We start from the raw sequence: 17,360 nt of genomic DNA, 5'->3' as shown, positions 1-17,360 counted from the left end.
TCCGGGTCGGTCGTCGTCGGTCGTCGACGACGACCAAGCCGCGCGCGATGGTCGCGCCGGCGGGCGCCGGATCCGGCCCGCCGCCTCGCTCGGCCGCCCGTCCCGCGGTCGACGGGCCGAGCGCATTGCCCCGAAGTCCGCCGTGATGCCTTTTTCTCGCTGCCGGCGAAACGGATCAGTATGCTGCGCCCACTTCTCGTGGAGGGCGGCTCGGATGCGTGTGCTTCGGACTTGGCTGGTCGGTCTCGGCGCGGGGATGTTCCTCGCCGCGGGGTTGGCCGTAGCAGGAGATCCGGCCATCGAGTACCCCGAGTGCAACCGCACCGCGACGCCCGCTGACCTGGAAGGCGCCAAGGGCGCACACAAGGCCGCCACGCAGTTCTACGAGCGGGCCGACTACGACCGCGCCATCCAGTACTGGAAGGACGCTTACCGGCTCGACTGCGCGGCGCACGCGGTGCTCATCAACATCGCCAACGCCTACGAGAAGAAGGGCGACCGCGCCGAGGCGGTCACCGCGCTGGAGACGTACCTGGCCCGCATGCCGGACGCGACCGACGCGCAGACGATCCAGGACAAGATCCAGAACCTCAAGAACTCCATCCGGCCGGCGCCGACCCCGACCGCCAGCGAGTCGGCGTCCGCGCCCGTGCCGCCTCCGACGCTCCCCACCGCCTCGGCGACCCCGAGCCTCTCCGCGGAGCCGCCTCCGCCGCCGCAGCCCCCGTACGGGTATGCGCCGTGGGTCGCGACCGGCGCCGGCGTGGTCACGCTGCTGGTCGGCGGGATCCTGACCTCGAGCGGCTTCGCGGACATCGGCGCCGCCGAGGACAGCTGTCAGGGGCGCGTCGACTGCGAGCCGGACGTGGCCGATCTGGGCAACCAGGGCCGCACCCACGCCACCGTCGGCGGCGTGCTCCTCGGGCTGGGCGCCGCCGGCGTCGCGGGAGGCCTCATCTGGGAGCTCGGGTTCAACCAGCCCCGGCCGTCCGCCAGCTCGCCTGCGCCCTCCGCCGGGATCCGGCTGACCCCGGTCGCCGGTCCAGGCGCGGCCGGGGTCGGCGTGTCGGGCCGCTTCTGAGCAGGTTTCCCGGCGCGCCGCCGGCCTCCGAGCCGGCGCCGGCGCGCCGCGACCGGCGGGATCCGCTGCCCTGGCCCGCGGAGGCGCGCCGCCGCGGGGAGCGCCGGGCCGCCTGCGAGCGAGCGCTCGCGGGCACATCGTCTACTCTTCCATCGTGCGTCTCAGCTCCTCCGCCCGCTTGCTCCTCACACGGTCATCTCTGAACAGAATCGCGCTTCCGGGCGCGCTGCTCGCCGCGCTGTCGGTCGCGGGAGCCGCGGTGCTCGCCCGCGGCGAGGCCCCCGCGCCCGCGCTCGCGCGGATCGGCCACCTCCTCGTGCCCGCGGCCGCGGCGGCGCCCGCTGCGAGCGCCGCCGCCGCCCGGGTCGCGATTCTCGCGACGTCGCCGGGGGCGACCCGGACCACGCTCCACATCGCCGCCGTCGGGGGCGGCCAGGCCGGCCCCGCCCTGGCCACGCTCCAGCACCTCGGCGACGCGGTCGTCCGCGCCCGCGTCGTGCCGCGGACGCCGATCGTCGTCGCGACCGCCGACACGCGCCCGTCGCGCGATCGCTCGTTCAACGCGACCCTCTTCCGCGTCGAGCCGCACGCCGAGCCGGTCGCGCTCTGCGACGGCGTGGTGCACGCGAGCCGCCCGCTCGTCACCGCCGACGGGCGCGTCTTCGTCTCGCGCGGCGTCGCCGGCCCGGAGCCGCCGATGGACGGCGACCTCGCGCGGCTCCGGGTCGACGCGCTCACGATCGACGAGGTCGACCTCGCCACCGGCGCGACGCGCACCGCGCACCGGCACACGGGCTACCTCGCCTTCCTCGCCGGCGCGTGGAACGGCGAGCTCGTCGTCTACCGCGTCTCCCCTGGGTCGGCCGACCTCGTCCTCGTGAACCCCGACTCGGGCGCGTCGCGCGTGATCGCCCCGTCAATCCCGCCGTTCGCGCGCGATTTCTCGATCGACGCGACCACGGGCGCGCTCGTGTTCCAGGAGCGGCACGAGACCGATCCCGGCCTGTGGGTCATCGATCGCCTCGATCTCGCCCGCGGCAAGCGCGCCCGGCTCGAGGTGAGCGCGAACAGCGGCCTCGCCCCGCACGCATGGCCGGGCGGCGGGCTCGCGTACACGCCCGATCGCGCCGCCGGGCTCCGCGTGGTCGGCGCCAGCGCCGAGGTCCGCGGCCCGCTCGGCGCCGGCGTCGACGCCATCCAGGCCGTCTCGCCGGATGGGGCGTGGGTCGCCGCGCTGCACACGAACCCCTCCGCGTTCGCCGTCCCCTTCGCGATCCACGCGGAGAGCGGCGAGGCCTTCGCGATCCCCGCGCCGTCCGGCGCGCGCATCGCCGTCGCCGGCTTCACCACCGCGAAGGAGGAGCCGTGAGGGGCCGCCTTCTCCTGGTCCCGGCGGCGGTCTCCGCGGCCGCGCTTGTGGCGCCGGACGCCCGCGCGGCGTACTGCCCCTGCTTCACCGCGTCGAGCGCCTACAACGATCGCGGGTGCGCAATCGAGGCTGTGCCCGGGATCAACCCGTCGGTCGCGGAGTGGAACGCCATCTTCGATCTCGTCTCGCGGGGCCCCGCGGCCTGGGGGGACGCCGGCCCGGAGACCATCGATCTCGGCCAGGGCTGCGAGAAGCCCGAGGCGCCGCGGCAGGTCGACGCGACGTTCCCGTGCGAGCTGCTGAAGGCGATCGCCATGCAGGAGTCGGGGTGGCAGCAGTTCTGCGCGCCGGACCGGCCGATGGACCAGGCGGGGGCGAGCTCGCGGACGATCATCTCGTTCGACTGCGGCTACGGCGCCTCGCAGATCACGAGCGGCATGCGCGGCGGCGACAGCCCGGATTTCGATCCGCGCCGCGTGGCCGCGGACCCGACGTACAACGCGGCCACGGGCACGCACATCCTCGCGATGAAGTGGAAGGCCACGCGCTGCGTCGGCGACCGGCAGCCGGCGATCGTCGAGCACTGGTACAGCGCCGTGTGGGCGTACAACGGGCTGTCGTACGTCAACAACCCGAACAACCCCAACTACGACGCGGGGCGCGGCGTCTACGATCCGGCGATCGGCGGCGCCGCTCCGTACCAGGAGCGGGTGTTCGGCCGGATGGAGCACACCGGCGGGCGCTGGGAGAAGATCGAGGTCGCCTACCCGGCCCTCGGCGAGATCGGCGCCGGCGGCGCGCCGGCCGCGCTCTCCGATCCGCGCTGCGCTTCGCCGACGGACTGCACGCGCACGCGGCCCCTCCACGTCACGCGCTGCGCCGACGACGGCGGCCCGACGGGCGACGGCGGCGCGGGGGGCGTGGGCGGCAGCGGCGGCGGCGGCAGTACAGGTGGCGGCGACAGCGGCAGCACAGGTGGCGACGGCGGCGCAGGAGGCAGCGGCGGCGCTGGGGGCGTGGGCGGCAGCGGCGGACCGGACGGCAACACCGGAGGCGCGCCCGTGACCGCAGGCCAGGGAGGACCCGGAGGCCCCGTGGACGACGACGGCAACGACGACGGAACGACCACGACGACGGTGGGCCTCTACGGCCGGTGCTCCTGCGACCTGCCCGGGAGCGGCGGCGCCGCCGGCGCGGCGTCCTGGATGGCGCTCGGCGCGGGCGCGCTCGCCGCGGCGTGGCGGCGGAGGCTTCCGAGGCGCCGTCGCGGGGATTAACCTCGCAGGCCATGCCGCCTTCGCTCGGCTCCGAGCTCATCGCCGCGTGGGCTGCCCGGCGGGGCCTCGCCTTCACCGCGCGCCCCGACGACGCCTGGTTCCGCCGCTGGGAGCCGTACGACACGATCGCGCCCCCGTCCGCCTACCTCTCCTCGTGCACGTGGACGGCGAACCCCGGGCACGCGGTCATCGTCGAGCCGTGGTACGCGGACGGCGACGCCGAGCCGCTCGAGCGATCGCTGCTCGGCTTCGCGGCGCACCCGGCGCTCCAGCGCCGCGCCGCGATGCGCGTCGGCGAGCATTTCCTGACCCGCGTCGCCTTCATCGAGAGCGCCCCGCCGCCCCGGGTCGTCCTCGGCGACGCGCTCTGGGACGCCCACGTGACGACCTTCGCCGCCTCGCCGCGCGAGGCCGCCGCCGCGTTCCACCCGCGCCTGCGCAAGCTCCTCGCTCGCCGCGGCTTCCAGGGTCACCTCGAGCTCCGCCCCGGCGGGCTCGTGGTGCACTGCGCCGGCCTGCGGCCCATCCCGGAGCACTACGACCGGCTGCTCGGCATCGTGCGCGAGCTCGTGAACGCGGCGCTCCCGTGAGCGCGGGTCGCGCGGATTGCCCGGAGCGCCCGGCCACGCCACGTAAGTGCGCGTGACCACGCCACAATGTGGCGGCACGACCCCGCCGGCCAGCCCTGTCGACGCGTCCGCCGCGCCGGTCTAGGCTCCCCGATCATGGCCAAGGTCCTGGTCGTCGAGGATGAGCCGGCCATCGCCGAGTCGATCGCCTATTTCCTGCGCCGCGACGGGTTCGCGGCCACGGTCGCCACCACGCTCGCCGCCGCCGAGCGGGAGATCGACAAGGCGGACCTCATCATCCTCGACCTGATGCTCCCCGACGGCAGCGGCTTCGATCTCATCGGCCAGGTGCGGCGGAGCGGGGCGCGCGCCGCGATCATCGTCCTGTCGAGCCGCGACGGCGAGGCCGACCGCGTCGCCGCGCTCGAGACCGGCGCCGACGACTACGTGACCAAGCCGTTCTCGCCGCGGGAGATCGTCGCGCGGGTGCGGGCCGTCCTGCGCCGCGCCGCGCGGCCGCAGGCGCCCGACGCCGCCCCCGCGCCGCTGCCGCTCATGGTCGACGAGGCCACGCGGAGGGCGCACGTCAACGGCCAGAAGGTCGACCTCACCCGCGTCGAGTTCGACCTGCTCGCCTGCATGCTCGCCGCGCCGGGCAGGGTGTTCACGCGCGCGCAGCTCATCGACCGCGTCTGGGGCGACGGGTTCGCGATCACCGACCGGACCATCGACTCGCACGTGAAGGGGCTCCGGAAGAAGGTCGTCGAGGCCGGGGGCGACGCCGACCTCATCGAGACGGTGCGCGGCGTCGGCTACCGCGTCACCGACAAGCCGAGCCCCCCGGAAGGCGGCGCCTAGCCCATGGTGCGCCTCGTCGTCACCGCGGCGGCGGCCGTCTCGATCATCCTGCTCGTCGCGCTGTTCGCCTCCCGCCTCGTCCGCGCCCGGACGGCCGGGATGAGCATCCGGATGCAGATCTTCATCGCGCTCGGCGGCATCGTCGGCGCGTTCGCGTTCGGGCTCGGGCTGCTCGTCATCGATCGCATCGAGGCGCGCGCGACGCTGCTCGCCGAGGGCAGCGCGCGCGACGAGGCGGCCGCGTTCGCCGCCGTCGCCGCGATGGAGATGGAGGTCCGCGGCGTCGACCTCGCGGCCGTGCGCGCGCTCGACGGCGAGGGCCCGACGGCCCAGAACATCGCGCTGCTCGACCCGGAGGGGCGCGTGCTCCGGGCCCGCGGCGCGTCGCCGGGCGAGCCCGGGACGGTCTTCGTGACCGCGCCCATCGAGGTCCGCGGCCGGCGCGTCGGGAGCGTGCAGGTCGTGAAGCCGACCATCGTCGTGCAGCGGATGGTCGCCGACTTCGCCCCGCCGATCCTCGTGATCAGCACGGTGCTCGGCGCCGCGGCGGCGCTCTCGTCCTTCCTGATCGGCCGCGCCATCGCGACGCCGATCGAGGCGCTCACCGAGTTCGCCGTGCGCGTGAGCGAGGGGGAGGTGCGCGCGGCGCCGCCGCCGGCCCAGGGCCGCGAGGTCCAGCGGCTGACGCGCGCCATCGACTCGATGCGGCGCCAGCTCGAGGGCCGCCCCTTCGTCGAGACGTTCGCCGCGGACCTCTCGCACGAGCTCAAGAACCCGGTCGCCGCGATCCGCGCCAGCGCCGAGGTGCTCTCCGAGGGCGCGCTCGACGACCCCGAGGAGGCCGCGCGCTTCGTCGCCCGCATCCGCGAGGCGATCACCCGGATCGAGGCGCTCCTCGGGGAGCTCCTGTCGCTCGCGCGCCTCGAGGCGCGCGGCGTGGAGCACGCCGCGGTCATCGACCTCGTCGCGATCGCGCAGGCCGCCGCGGCTCGGGCGCGGGAGCGCGGCAGCCGCGTCGAGCTCGACGCGCCGAGCTCGGCGGCCGTGCGCGGCGACGAGCTCTGGCTGTCGCGCGCGCTCGACAACCTGCTCGACAACGCGCGCACGCACGGCGACGCCGCGGCGCCCATCCACATCGCCGTGTCCCGCCTGGGCGGACAGGTCGCGATCGCGATCCGCAACCGCGGCGAGATCGGGCGGCACGTCGCCGGCCGCCTGTTCCGCCGGTTCGTGACGACCCGCGCCGACCGGGGCGGCACCGGCCTCGGCCTCGCGATCGTCAAGGCGATCGCCGAGGCCCACAGCGGCTCGGCCGAGTGCACCCACCGCGGGCCGCCCGAGGTCGAGTTCAAGCTGTCGCTGCCGGGGGCCTGAGCCGCTTGGAAACCACGAGCTCCCCCGCTCCATTTCCTCGCAATCCACCGCGGGGCCACCCCCGGGAGCATTTTGGTTTCCGGGAGGTTTCTCCGGTTTGACAGCACACCCGATCGGTGGTGCGAAGACGCGGCCGGCCGCCCGGCGGAGCGCTCCGCCGGGCGCGCGCTAAGGTCCACGGGCAGCGGCCCTTGAGCTCATCCGCGGCATCCTCCACAGAACCTCCATAATCGCATCACCGTCTGCCCCCCTAGCGCGCCGAAGGTCGGCGCAAAGTGGGTCGTCGTCCCCACCAGGAAAACCATGACGTCCAGCACTCTCCCCAAGCACGTCGCGATCATCCTCGATGGCAATGGCCGCTGGGCAGCGGCGCGGGGTCTCCCCCGGATGCAGGGGCACCGGCACGGCGCGCAGGCCGTGCGCCTCTCGGTGCGCGCCTGCCGCGATCGCGGCATCCCGTACCTCACGCTCTACGCCTTCAGCGTCGCGAACTGGTCGCGGCCCAAGGACGAGATCGACGCGCTGATGCGCATCTGCCAGGAGTTCGCCGAGGGGGAGCACGACGAGCTGATCCGGCGCGGCATCGCGGTGCAGATCGTCGGCGACCTCGAGGACATCCCGACCCCGACGCGGCGCGCGATGGAGAAGCTCGTGGAGGACACCTCGGGCGGCACCGAGATGACCCTGGCGCTCGCGCTGAGCTACGGCGGCCGCCGGGACATGGCGAACGCGATGCGCGCGCTCGCGGTCCGCGCGCGCGCCGGGCTCGTCATCCCGGAGGAGATCAACGAGAAGTCGCTCCGGAACTTCCTGACGACCAGCGCGATGCCGGATCCGGATCTCATCATCCGCACCGGCGGCGAGAAGCGCCTCAGCGACTTCCTGCTCTTCGAGGCCGCGTACGCGGAGCTGTTCTTCACCGACACGCTCTGGCCCGATTTCACCGAGGCGACCTTCGACGAGGCGCTCGAGACCTACGCCCGGCGGCAGCGGCGCTACGGCCGGACCGGCGAGCAGGTCCGGCGGATGGCCGCGTCGGGCTGAACCGGCGCAGCGCGGCGTGCCGCGCCCGCGCCCGCGCGCGCACGCCCGCGCCGCTCGTGACGCTCGATTCCGGGGCCGCGATGCAGTACGAATGACGCGCTTGTCGTCCACGCGCCCGTAGCTCAGCTGGATAGAGCAGCGGCCTTCTAAGCCGCGGGTCGCAGGTTCGAATCCTGCCGGGCGTGCCGAACGTCCCCGGTGCGTCGCTTGACGGTCCTGCCCGCAGCGGACCACCATGTTCCTGGAATCATGGAGAAGCGGGTCGTGCTCGTGCTGGGCGGTCTGGTGCTGGGCGCGGCCTGCGCGCTCGCGGCGGGGCGGGTGCGCGCCCAGGGGGTCGCGCCGAGCGCCCCCGCGCCGCGGTGGGAGCAGGACTGCGAGCAGGCGCACGGCGTCGAGGAAGCCCGCGCCGTCGCGAAGGCGCGCGGGGAGAGCGGCTGGGAGCTCGTGGCGCTCGACGCCGGCGTGATGTGCTTCAAGCGGCCGGCCCCGGCGCCTCCGAAGCCGGCCGACCCCTGGCCGGGCTACTGATCCGCCGCGGCGCGCGCCGCGCCCGCCGTTCGAGGCGGAGCGGCCCCGGCGGCGCCGCGGCCGCCGCCCTTCTCGGCCCGCGCGCTGCGTGTCAGCGTTCGGCATGATCGATCTGTGCGATCGGCGCTACGCGCTGCCCGCGCGCAAGACCGTGGTGTTCTGCGTCGACGGCTGCGCGCCCGAGTACCTCGACCAGGCGCTCGCGGACGGGCTGATGCCTCGGCTCGCGGCCACGCTCGCCGGAGGCGGCCTGTACGTGCGCGGCCGCGGCCAGATCCCGAGCTTCACGAACCCGAACAACGTGTCCATCGTGACCGGCCAGCCGGCGCGCGTGCACGGCATCTCGGGCAACTACTACTTCGACGCCGACTCGGGGGAGGAGGTGCCGATGAACGACCCGCGGTTTTTGCGCGTCCCGACGCTCTTCGAGAGGATGGAGCAGGCCGGCGTCCGGACCCTCTGCATCACGGCCAAGGACAAGCTCCGCGCGCTGCTCGGCGCCTGCCGCGAGGGGGGGCCGCGCCCGATCTCGCTGTCGGCCGAGAAGGCGCACGAGCAGGCGCTCCCGGAGCACGGGATCGCGTCCATCACCGCCGCGGTCGGCCGCGAGAACCCGTCGATCTACGACTGGGACATCTCGCACTACGCGATGGAGATGGGCCTCGCGCTGCACGAGCGGGTCTCGGCCACGCTGCTCTACGTGTCGCTGACCGACTACGTGCAGCACAAGGAGCCGCCGCGCGGGCCGATGTCGGATCGGTTCTACGCCCGCTTCGACGCGCTCTTCGGCGCGTACCTCGACGCCGGGTTCGTCTGCGGCATCACCGCGGATCACGGCATGAACGACAAGACCGCGCCGGATGGCTCGCCCAACGTGCGCTACCTCGAGGACGCGCTCCGCGAGGCCGGCCTCTCGGGCTTCCGGGTGCTCCTGCCGATCACCGACCCGTACGTGGTGCACCACGGCGCGCTCGGGTCGTACGCCACCGTGTACGCCTGCGCCTCGGCGCAGCCGCGCGCCGCCGAGGTCCTCGCGCGGCTCCCGGGCGTGGAGCTCGTCCTGCCCCGCGACGAGGCCGCGCGGCGCTTCGCGCTGCCGCCCGACCGGATCGGCGACCTCGTGGTCCTCGGCGATCGGAGCACGGTGCTCGGCAAGAGCGCGGCCTACCACGACCTGTCCGCGGTGCGGCGCGGGCTCAGGTCTCACGGCGGCCTGCACGAGGCCGACGTGCCGATCCTCGCGAGCCACCCGCTCCGGCCCGAGGAGCGCGCAAGGCTGCTCGGCGCGGACGCGGGCGCGGCGAGCGGCCGGCCGTGCGCGCTGTCGAACGCGGACGTCTTCGATCTCTTGCTGAACCGACTCTCGATCGCCGCGGCCTAGCGCCGTCGATCGAGCGCCTGAAGGGGGGACAGGATGGGCTCGACGCTCTCCATCGAACGACCGGGGTTCCATTTTCCGTGCCTGATCGGGGGCAGGCCGGTGAGCCGGGACGAGCGCATCCTCGTGCGCTACCCGTTCACGGGCGAGGTGATCGGCAGCGTGCCGAGGCTCGACGAGCAGGAGGTGACGCGGGCGATCGAGACCGCGTCGCCCGGCCCGCCGCGGCTCTCGCGCCACGAGCGCAGCCAGATCCTGCTCCGCGCCGCGGCGCTCATCGAGGCGCAGGCGGACGCGGTCGCGCGCCTCATCACGTGGGAGAGCGGGCTGTGCCTCAAGGACACGGCGTACGAGGTGCGGCGCGCGCTCGACGTGCTCCGGTTCGCCGCGTACGAGGCGCTCCGGGACGACGGCCAGTGCCTCGCGTTCGACATCTCGGCGAACGGCAAGCCCCGCCGCGGCTACACGCTGCGCGAGCCGCTGCGCCTCGTGACGGCGATCACGCCGTTCAACCACCCGCTGAACCAGGTCGCCCACAAGGTCGCGCCGAGCGTCGCGAGCGGCAGCGCGATGGTGCTCAAGCCGTCGGAGAAGACGCCGCTCTCCGCCGTCTACCTCGCGGCCGTGCTGCACGAGTCGGGGCTGCCGCCCGGCATGCTCAGCGTCGTGACCGGCGACCCCGCCGAGATCGGGCGGGCGCTCGTGACCCACCCCGCGGTGGAGCTCGTGAGCTTCACCGGCGGGGTCGAGATCGGCAAGCGTATCGCCGGCATGCTCGGCTACCGGCGCGCGGTGCTCGAGCTCGGCGGCAACGATCCGCTCATCGTGCTCGACGACGCGGATCTGGACGAGGCGGTGCGGCTCGCCGTCTACGGCTGCTACAAGAACTCGGGGCAGCGCTGCACGGCGGTGAAGCGGCTCATCGTGAGCGAGCGCGTCGCGGACGAGTTCGCCGCGCGCCTCGCCGCCGCATCGGCGCAGGTCAAGGTCGGCGATCCGCGCGACCCCGCGACGGACATGGGGACGGTGATCTCCGAGGCGGCGGCGCGGCAGCTCCAGGCGGCCGCGGCGGACACGCTCGCGCGGGGCGCCGAGCTGTTGTTCGGGAACGAGCGCCGCGGGGCGCTGTACGGCCCCACCGTGATCGATCGCGTGCCGCGCGACGCCCCGTCCGTGCAGCAGGAGACCTTCGGCCCGCACGCGCCGATCCTCCGGGTGAGGGACATCGACGAGGCGATCGCGGTGGCGAACGGGACGAGCTACGGCCTCTCCGCCGGCGTCTGCACGAACGACATGAGGCACGTCCACCGGCTCGTCCGCGAGCTGCGCTGCGGCACGGTCAACGTGCGCGAGGTGCCGGGGTACCGCTCCGAGCTGTCGCCGTTCGGGGGCGTCAAGGACAGCGGCACCGGGGTCAAGGAGGGCGTCGTCGAGGCGATGAAGGCGATGAGCAACGTGAAGCTCTACACGGTGCCCTGGGAGTGAGCGGCCCCCGGCGCTTCCCCATACCGCCGCGGCGCGCGCCGTTGTAAGCCGAGCGGCATGAGCGGAGAGCCCCTGTCGGAGCGTGAGTTCGACGCCGTGGCCGATCGGTCGCTGCGCGCGCTGGATCGGGCGATCAACGAGATCCCCGACGGCGTGGAGGCCGACCTGCAGAGCGGCATCCTCACGCTGGAGTTCGAGGACGGCGTCAAATACGTCGTCAACAGCCACCGCGCGGCGCGGCAGATCTGGATGGCCGCCGAGCGGGCGGCGTGGCACTTCGACTACCTGCAGCCGGAAGGCCGCTGGGTGGCGCAGAGGACCGGCGAGGAGCTCTGGAGCACGCTCGAGGCCGTGGTCTCCCGGAAGCTCCGCCGCGACGTGAAGCTCGAGCGCTGAGCCCCGCCGCTCACAGCGCGAAGCGGATGCCGAGCGCGCCGAGCGGACCCGTCACGGAGGCGCCGACCCGCAGATCGAAGGCGACGCGGTCCCACGGCCGGAACGAGAGGCCGAGCTCGGGGAAGAGCAGCCACGGATAGACGACCGGCTTCAGGCCCTGGGGCTTTCCCTTGGGGCGGGTGAACCAGCTCGGCTCGGCGTAGCCGGGGTAATGATCCGCGTCGTAGTCGAGCTGGTTGCAGTACCGGAAGCTCCCCTCCGGATTGTTCGGCCCGCGGCACTTCTTGTAGCGGTACGGATCCCCCGGCACGAAGGTGCTCTGGTCGCCGGGGACGGCGTCCCCGGGGTACGCCTGGGTCCGGTAGAGCTCGCCCATGAACATCCAGCCCACGCCGAGGCCAGCCCCGACGCGGAAGGCGAACCGCTCGTCGCGATCGAGCGGAATGTTCCAGACCAGGCGGGCGTCCGCCTGGAGCGCCTGGAGATCGCTCTCGATGATCTCGTAGTCGGTGTCGGGGTGCCCGTTCGGCAAGAAGGGCGTCTCCTGCAACCGGAAGCGCGCGTAGGCGACCGAGAAGACGAGATCGAACCGCCCGAGCCGCGTGGACAGCGAGACGTCTCCGCCGGGGAAGAAGGCGTGCCGCCCGCCCTCCCCGAAGAGCCCGAACATGACCTGGGGGACGAAGAAGCCCCGGAAGCCGGCGCCGAGCCACACGTTCCGCTGCTTGCGCCGGGCCGGCGACGTGGGCTCGGGCATCTCGTCCGGCGGCGTGGGCTCGGGCATCTCGACCTGCGGCTTCGCCTTCTCGTCGGGCCCGGCCGCGACGCGCGGCTCGTCTTCCGCCGACTCCGTCGCCGCGGGCTTCGTCGGCTTCTGCTCCGGCGGCTTCTTCGCCACGGGCTTCGTCGGCTTCTTCTCCGGTGGCTTCTTCGCCACCGGCTTCTGCGGCTTCTTCTCCGGCGGCTTCTTCGCCACCGGCTTCTTCTCCGGCGGCTTCGCCGCCGCAGGCCTCTCCGGCGGCTTCTGCTCCGCCGGCTTCGCCGCCACGGGCTTCTCCGCCGGCTTCGCCGCGCCGGGCTTCGGCTTGAGGCGCAGCTTGAGCTCGCGCCGCTGCTTCTCCTTCAGCGTGATCTTCTGCGAGAGCTCCTCGTACCCCTCGGCCCTGGCGACGACCGAGAGCGGCTTGCCCGGATCGAAGCGCTGCGGCGTCGATGGGTCGCCGATCGCCTCGTCGTTGATCTCGACGACGAGCCCCGCGTAGGGCTCCGCCGGCGTGACGACGAGCGTCGGGATGCGCGCGTCGAGCTGCGCCGCCTTCTTCTTGGCCGATGTGATGGCCACGACATCCCGGCCGGTGTACCCGGGCTCCTTCTTCTCGCTCGCGACCGTGTGATAGATCTCGCTCGCCTTCAGCAGCTCGCCCTGCTTCGCGTAGCAGTCGGCGAGCGGGACCGCAGAGCTCGGGCGGTGCCGCTGGCCCTCGGCGGACTCGAGGAGCGGGATCGCCCGCTTGCAGAACCCGCCCCGGGCCGCGTTGATGCCCTGGTTCGCCTCCTTGTCGCCCGGCGCGGCGAGCGCCGCATGGGCGAACAGCACAGCCAGGACGCCGAAGAGAGAAGCGATCGGAAGACGCAAGAGGCGCTCAGTCTACCACCTCATCCACGGCGCGCGCGGGACGGACGCGCCATTTGCGCCCACGGATGTCGCGAACGGCACGGCGGCCCGAGGGAAGGAGCGGCGCGGGCGCCAATGTGGCGGCGCCTCGCGCCGCTCCTTACCTCGGCTCGGGCCGCCTCGACGGAGCGAACGCGGCCTGGACGGCCCGCCGTCCGGGCGCTCGCGCAGGCCGCCGGGGAGACACGGGGCTTTTCGGGGATCCCGAGCGCGCCCGGAACGTCGAAGCGCTGCAGACGAAAAGCTCGACGGACTTCTCTTTACACCTTCGACGCTGGCCGAGAGCCCCTGTAAGCTCCCCCGGAATGGCTTCCGGCGCAGGTATCGAAGAACCGCACGGGCTGGGCGAGAGCACCGGCGCAGAGGGATCGGGCGGCGGCGTTTTGTCCGGGCCCGTGCGGCGCACATTGAAGGCAGGCGAGATCCCGAACACGTTGATCGAGTGCGTGCACTCGGTCGAGTGCGCGGGCTGTCCGCTCATCGCGGGCGATTACGCAGAGCAGCTCAGCACGAAGCGCGCGAGGGTCGTGTCCGCGGCCGCGCACTACCCGTCGCTCGAGCTGCTCCAGACGAGCCCGGTCATCCCGGCTGATCCGATCACCGGCTATCGCGGCCGAGCGAAGCTCATCGTCGCCCCCTCCGGCGCGATCGGGCTGTACGGCCGCACAGGGCATCACGAGGTCGTCGACATCCCGGGCTGCCGGGTCCTCGCCCCGGCCCTCGCGGCGGTGACCTCGCGGCTCCGCGAGCTGATCGCGTCCCCGCCGCCGGAGGTCCGGCCGCTGCTCTTGCCGTACGATCCGGCGCGCGGCGGCGTGCTCCGCGCCCTCGACCTGCGCGAGGTCCACCTCGCGCCCGGCACGCCGCTCTACGCGGAGATGGGCGCGACCGAGGACAACCCGGCGTTCGTGCTGATCACGTTCGTCCTCCAGCGCGAGCGCGCGTGCACGCGCGACGAGCTGCGCGAGGCAGGCCGCGCCATCCGCCAGATGCTCCCCCGCGTCATCGGCGTCGCGGCGAACTTCCACGACGCGGAGGCGCCGCAGATCCTCGGCCCCGAGACGATCGTGCTCGACGGCGTCTCGCACGCGGAGGACCGGATCGGGCAGACGTACCACGTCGCCGCGTTCGGCTCGTTCGTGCAGGCGCACCGCTCGCAGGCCGCGCGCGTGCACGCCCTCCTGCTCCGCGAGATCGCGTCGCTCGAGAACGACGGGCCCGTGATCGAAGGCGAGGCCCCGATGGGCCCGGCCTCCCGGCGCAAGGAGCCGCCGCGCATCCTCGATCTGTACGGCGGCTCGGGCGCGATCTCGCTCGCCCTGGCGCAGGGCGGCAACCGCGTCCTGATGGTCGAGTCCTTCGCGCCCGCGGCGGCGAACGCCCGTGCGGCGGCCGAGGCCCAGGGGCTGAGCCAGCGCGTGGAGGTGCGCACCGGCGACGTCGCGGAGATCGTGAGCTCGCTCGTCAACGGCTCGGAGAAGTTCGACGGCATCGTGGTGAACCCGCCGCGCCGCGGCGTCTCCCCGACCGCGCGCGAGGCGATCGCGCGCCTCGGCGCGCCGCTGCTCGTCTACGTCTCGTGCGATCCCGACACGCTCGCGCGCGACCTCGATCACTTCTGCCGCCTCGGGTACTCGTCGACGGAGCTCACGCCGCTCGACATGATCCCGCTCACGGAGGAGATCGAGACGATCGCCGCCCTCCGGAGGACGCCCCCGCCGGCGCCGAAGGTCATCTACGACGACGACGGCGTGCTGGTCGTCGAGAAGGGCCCGCACGAGCCGGTGGCCCCGCAGCCCGAGTACCTCGGCTCGCTGCTCGCCCGATGCGCCCGCATCCCGGGCAACACCACGACGCCCGTGGTCGTGCACGCGCTCGATCCGGGCACGAGCGGCCTGGTCATGCTCGCGCGAAACGAGGAGGCAGCGGCGCGCTGGGGTGAGGCGCTCACGAAGACGGGGCGCCTCATCTACCTCGCCGCGGCCAAGGGCGTGACCCCGGGCAAGGGCGCGATCACCCGCGATCTCCGCGAGGGGACGCGCACGTACACCGCGCGCACGCGGTACCGCCGCCTCGCCGTCGCCTCGGGCCACTCGATCCTCCGCGTCATCCCGGACGGCGGGCGCACGCACCAGATCCGGCGGCACCTCGCCGCGATCGGCCACCCGATCCTCGGCGACGAGCGCTACGGGCACGTGCCCACGAACCGCTACTTCGAGGAGAAGCACGGGCTCGACCGCTCGTTCGTGCACCTCGTGCGCATCGAGATCGAGCACCCCCGCACGGGCGTGAAGATGATCATCGAGTCGACGCTGCCCGGCGACCTGCGCTCGGCGCTCGAGCGCTCGACCGGCCCGTCGGTCCTGCGCTTCCTCGAGCAGAAGCACGCCCTCGGCGAGCAGCGGGCCGTCGCGGTGCTGACGACGGCCACGGACGAGCCCGCTCCGAGCAGCAGGATGATCCCGCTGCGCACCGAGGACGCCGAGTCCGCGCCGCCCCCCTCCATCCGCAGCCCCGGGCCCATCTCGATCCGCGTCCCAGATCTGGACGAGTCGCCCCGGACCATCCGGCACCCCATCATCTCGACCGGCGACGAGGACTGAGCGGCCCGCGCCGCTCCCGCGCGCGGCCGGCCGGCCGCCGCGGTCGGCGGCCGCGGCGCTCCCGTCGCGATCACCGCGCTCGCGGCGGTCGCTCCCTTACCCGAGGCGCCGTCCGCCTTACCTGAGCGCCTCAGGTAGATCGGTCTTCGCGGGGCGCGGGTCCGTCCGTGTGCCCGACCCGCCCACCTTGGACCGATGGGCTGCGAGCGGATCTGGTAGGCTTGCCGGCCGCATGTCCACGTTTCCAGAAGACCGCCCTCGCATCCTCGTCGTGGACGACGAGAAGGTGATCCGCGACATGCTGGCCGACTTCCTCGGCATGGAGGGCTACTACGTCCGCACTGCGGAGGACGGCACCAGCGCGCTGAGCGAGCTCACGAAGGGCCATTACGACCTCGTGATCAGCGACCTCAAGATGCCGCGGATGGGCGGCATCGCGCTGCTGGACGAGATCGGCAAGACCGCGCCGAACGCGCTCACGGTCATCATGACGGGCTTCGGCACCGTCGAGACCGCGATCGACGCCATGAAGCGCGGCGCCTACGACTACGTGCTCAAGCCGTTCAAGCTGGACGAGGTGGTGCACGTGGTCCAGCGCGGCATCGAGAAGCAGCGGATGGCCGCCGAGAACATCCGGCTGCGCGAGGCGGTGTCGCTCTACAAGGTGAGCGAGGCGATCGCGGCGAGCCTCTCGCTCGATCAGGTGCTCGAGACCGTCGCGGACAGCTGCCTGCACGAGGTGCGCGGCGATCTCATCTCGACCTGGCTCGACGACGGCGAGGGGAGCTTCTTCGAGCGGCAGCACCTCCGCAGCCCGTCGCTCCCGCCGGAGGCCGATCTCGGGAGGCTCGATCCGGCGCTCGTGCTCGATCATTTCCGCCCCGAGGCGCTGCTCCTCGAGCAGGGCATGAAGGGGCTCAGGTTCTTCGCGGCGGAGCCGTCGCTGCCGCTCCAGTCGCTGGTCGCGGTGCCGCTCCGCATCCAGAAGCGGCTCATGGGCTTCGTCGCCGTCGCGTCGTTCACGCGGACGAAGCGCTTCGACGAGGGGCAGCGCAAGCTCCTCAGCATCATCGGCTCGCGCGCCGCGGCGGCGATCGAGAACGCGCGCCTCTACCAGGACCTCCAGGCGACGTTCCAGCAGACGATCGAGGGGCTCGCCAAGGCCATCGACAAGATGGACCGCTACACCGCGGGCCACTCGGATCGGGTCGCCGTCTACGCGGTGATGCTCGCGCAGCGGCTCGGCCTCGGCCCGCACGAGATCGAGATCGTCCGGCAGAGCGCGCTCATGCACGACATCGGCAAGATCGGGTGCGTGCTCAACCTGAACAAGCCGGGCAAGCTCACGAACGACGAGTACGAGGTGTTCAAGCGGCACCCCGTCTACGGGCGCGACATCCTCGATCCGATCAAGTTCCTGCACCCGCTCATCCCCGGCGTGCACCTGCACCACGAGCGCTGGGACGGGCGCGGCTACCCGCTCCGGATGCGGGGCAACGAGATCCCGATCATCGCGCGCATCATCTCGGTGGCCGACACGTACGACGCGATGACGAGCGACCGCTCGTACCGCCGGGCGCTCCCGCACGAGGTCGCGGTGGCCGAGATCGAGCGGTGCTCGGGCTCGCAGTTCGACCCCGAGGTCGCGGCGAGCTTCACGACGCACATCGAGGCCTACCGCGACGAGCGGCGCGCGCACGGCGAGAGGGTCCCGGAGTAG

General features: G+C 73.3%; 14 protein-coding genes and 1 tRNA gene. 14 read left to right on the top strand and 1 reads right to left on the bottom strand.

All coding sequences use genetic code 11. The features are described from left to right. Window positions 1-214 precede the first annotated feature (214 nt). The 12 genes from WME98_RS39635 (at window position 215) to cyaY (ending at window position 11,362) form a co-directional block, all read left to right on the top strand. Window positions 215-1,081, top strand: a complete 867-nt coding sequence (locus WME98_RS39635) for a tetratricopeptide repeat protein (protein ID WP_437946881.1) — start codon at window positions 215-217, stop codon at window positions 1,079-1,081. 259 nt (window positions 1,082-1,340) lie between these two features. Next, entirely contained in the window at window positions 1,341-2,450 is a 1,110-nt protein-coding gene (locus WME98_RS39630) for a hypothetical protein (RefSeq protein ID WP_437946880.1), read from the top strand. Next, window positions 2,447-3,727 carry a hypothetical protein gene (locus tag WME98_RS39625; RefSeq protein WP_437946879.1) on the top strand — a complete coding sequence of 427 codons (1,281 nt, stop codon included), beginning with the start codon at window positions 2,447-2,449 and terminating at the stop codon, window positions 3,725-3,727. The genes WME98_RS39630 and WME98_RS39625 overlap by 4 nt, the downstream gene beginning before the upstream one ends. A gap of 11 nt (window positions 3,728-3,738) precedes the next feature. Next, window positions 3,739-4,317 carry a hypothetical protein gene (locus WME98_RS39620; RefSeq protein ID WP_437946878.1) on the top strand — a complete coding sequence of 193 codons (579 nt, stop codon included), beginning with the start codon at window positions 3,739-3,741 and terminating at the stop codon, window positions 4,315-4,317. Between the two features lie 135 nt (window positions 4,318-4,452). Further along, on the top strand, window positions 4,453-5,154 hold the full coding sequence (locus tag WME98_RS39615; RefSeq protein WP_437337741.1) for a winged helix-turn-helix domain-containing protein: 702 nt from the start codon (window positions 4,453-4,455) through the stop codon (window positions 5,152-5,154). 3 nt (window positions 5,155-5,157) lie between these two features. Then, the gene (locus WME98_RS39610) at window positions 5,158-6,528 is read left to right on the top strand and encodes a histidine kinase dimerization/phospho-acceptor domain-containing protein (protein ID WP_061625065.1); all 1,371 of its coding nucleotides are present in this window, start codon (window positions 5,158-5,160) and stop codon (window positions 6,526-6,528) included. A gap of 303 nt (window positions 6,529-6,831) precedes the next feature. Continuing rightward, complete coding sequence (uppS, locus tag WME98_RS39605) at window positions 6,832-7,572, top strand: polyprenyl diphosphate synthase (protein WP_061625066.1); 741 nt, start codon at window positions 6,832-6,834, stop codon at window positions 7,570-7,572. 111 nt (window positions 7,573-7,683) lie between these two features. Beyond that, window positions 7,684-7,757: transfer RNA gene (locus WME98_RS39600), tRNA-Arg, on the top strand. 64 nt (window positions 7,758-7,821) lie between these two features. After that, window positions 7,822-8,103, top strand: a complete 282-nt coding sequence (locus tag WME98_RS39595; RefSeq protein WP_020735016.1) for a hypothetical protein — start codon at window positions 7,822-7,824, stop codon at window positions 8,101-8,103. Window positions 8,104-8,206: 103 nt separating this feature from the next. Then, window positions 8,207-9,484 carry a phosphonoacetate hydrolase gene (gene phnA / locus WME98_RS39590; protein ID WP_437946877.1) on the top strand — a complete coding sequence of 426 codons (1,278 nt, stop codon included), beginning with the start codon at window positions 8,207-8,209 and terminating at the stop codon, window positions 9,482-9,484. Between the two features lie 33 nt (window positions 9,485-9,517). After that, complete coding sequence (phnY, locus tag WME98_RS39585) at window positions 9,518-10,966, top strand: phosphonoacetaldehyde dehydrogenase (protein WP_437946876.1); 1,449 nt, start codon at window positions 9,518-9,520, stop codon at window positions 10,964-10,966. A gap of 57 nt (window positions 10,967-11,023) precedes the next feature. Then, entirely contained in the window at window positions 11,024-11,362 is a 339-nt protein-coding gene (gene cyaY / locus WME98_RS39580) for an iron donor protein CyaY (RefSeq protein ID WP_061625070.1), read from the top strand. Window positions 11,363-11,372: 10 nt separating this feature from the next. Here cyaY and WME98_RS39575 read toward each other — a convergent pair whose 3' ends face one another. Beyond that, window positions 11,373-12,998: a PEGA domain-containing protein gene (locus tag WME98_RS39575; protein WP_437946875.1), complete on the bottom strand. Its 1,626-nt coding sequence runs from the start codon at window positions 12,996-12,998 to the stop codon at window positions 11,373-11,375. Window positions 12,999-13,432: 434 nt separating this feature from the next. On the opposite strand from WME98_RS39575, the gene WME98_RS39570 reads away from it, so the two are divergent. Continuing rightward, on the top strand, window positions 13,433-15,640 hold the full coding sequence (locus tag WME98_RS39570; RefSeq protein WP_437946874.1) for a pseudouridine synthase: 2,208 nt from the start codon (window positions 13,433-13,435) through the stop codon (window positions 15,638-15,640). 232 nt (window positions 15,641-15,872) lie between these two features. After that, complete coding sequence (locus WME98_RS39565) at window positions 15,873-17,360, top strand: HD domain-containing phosphohydrolase (RefSeq protein ID WP_437946873.1); 1,488 nt, start codon at window positions 15,873-15,875, stop codon at window positions 17,358-17,360.

This window comes from Sorangium sp. So ce296, from assembly GCF_051529605.1.
GTDB classification, from domain to species: Bacteria; Myxococcota_A; Polyangia; order Polyangiales; family Polyangiaceae; genus Sorangium; species Sorangium cellulosum_D.
This window is presented reverse-complemented; position numbering and strand designations above follow the sequence as displayed.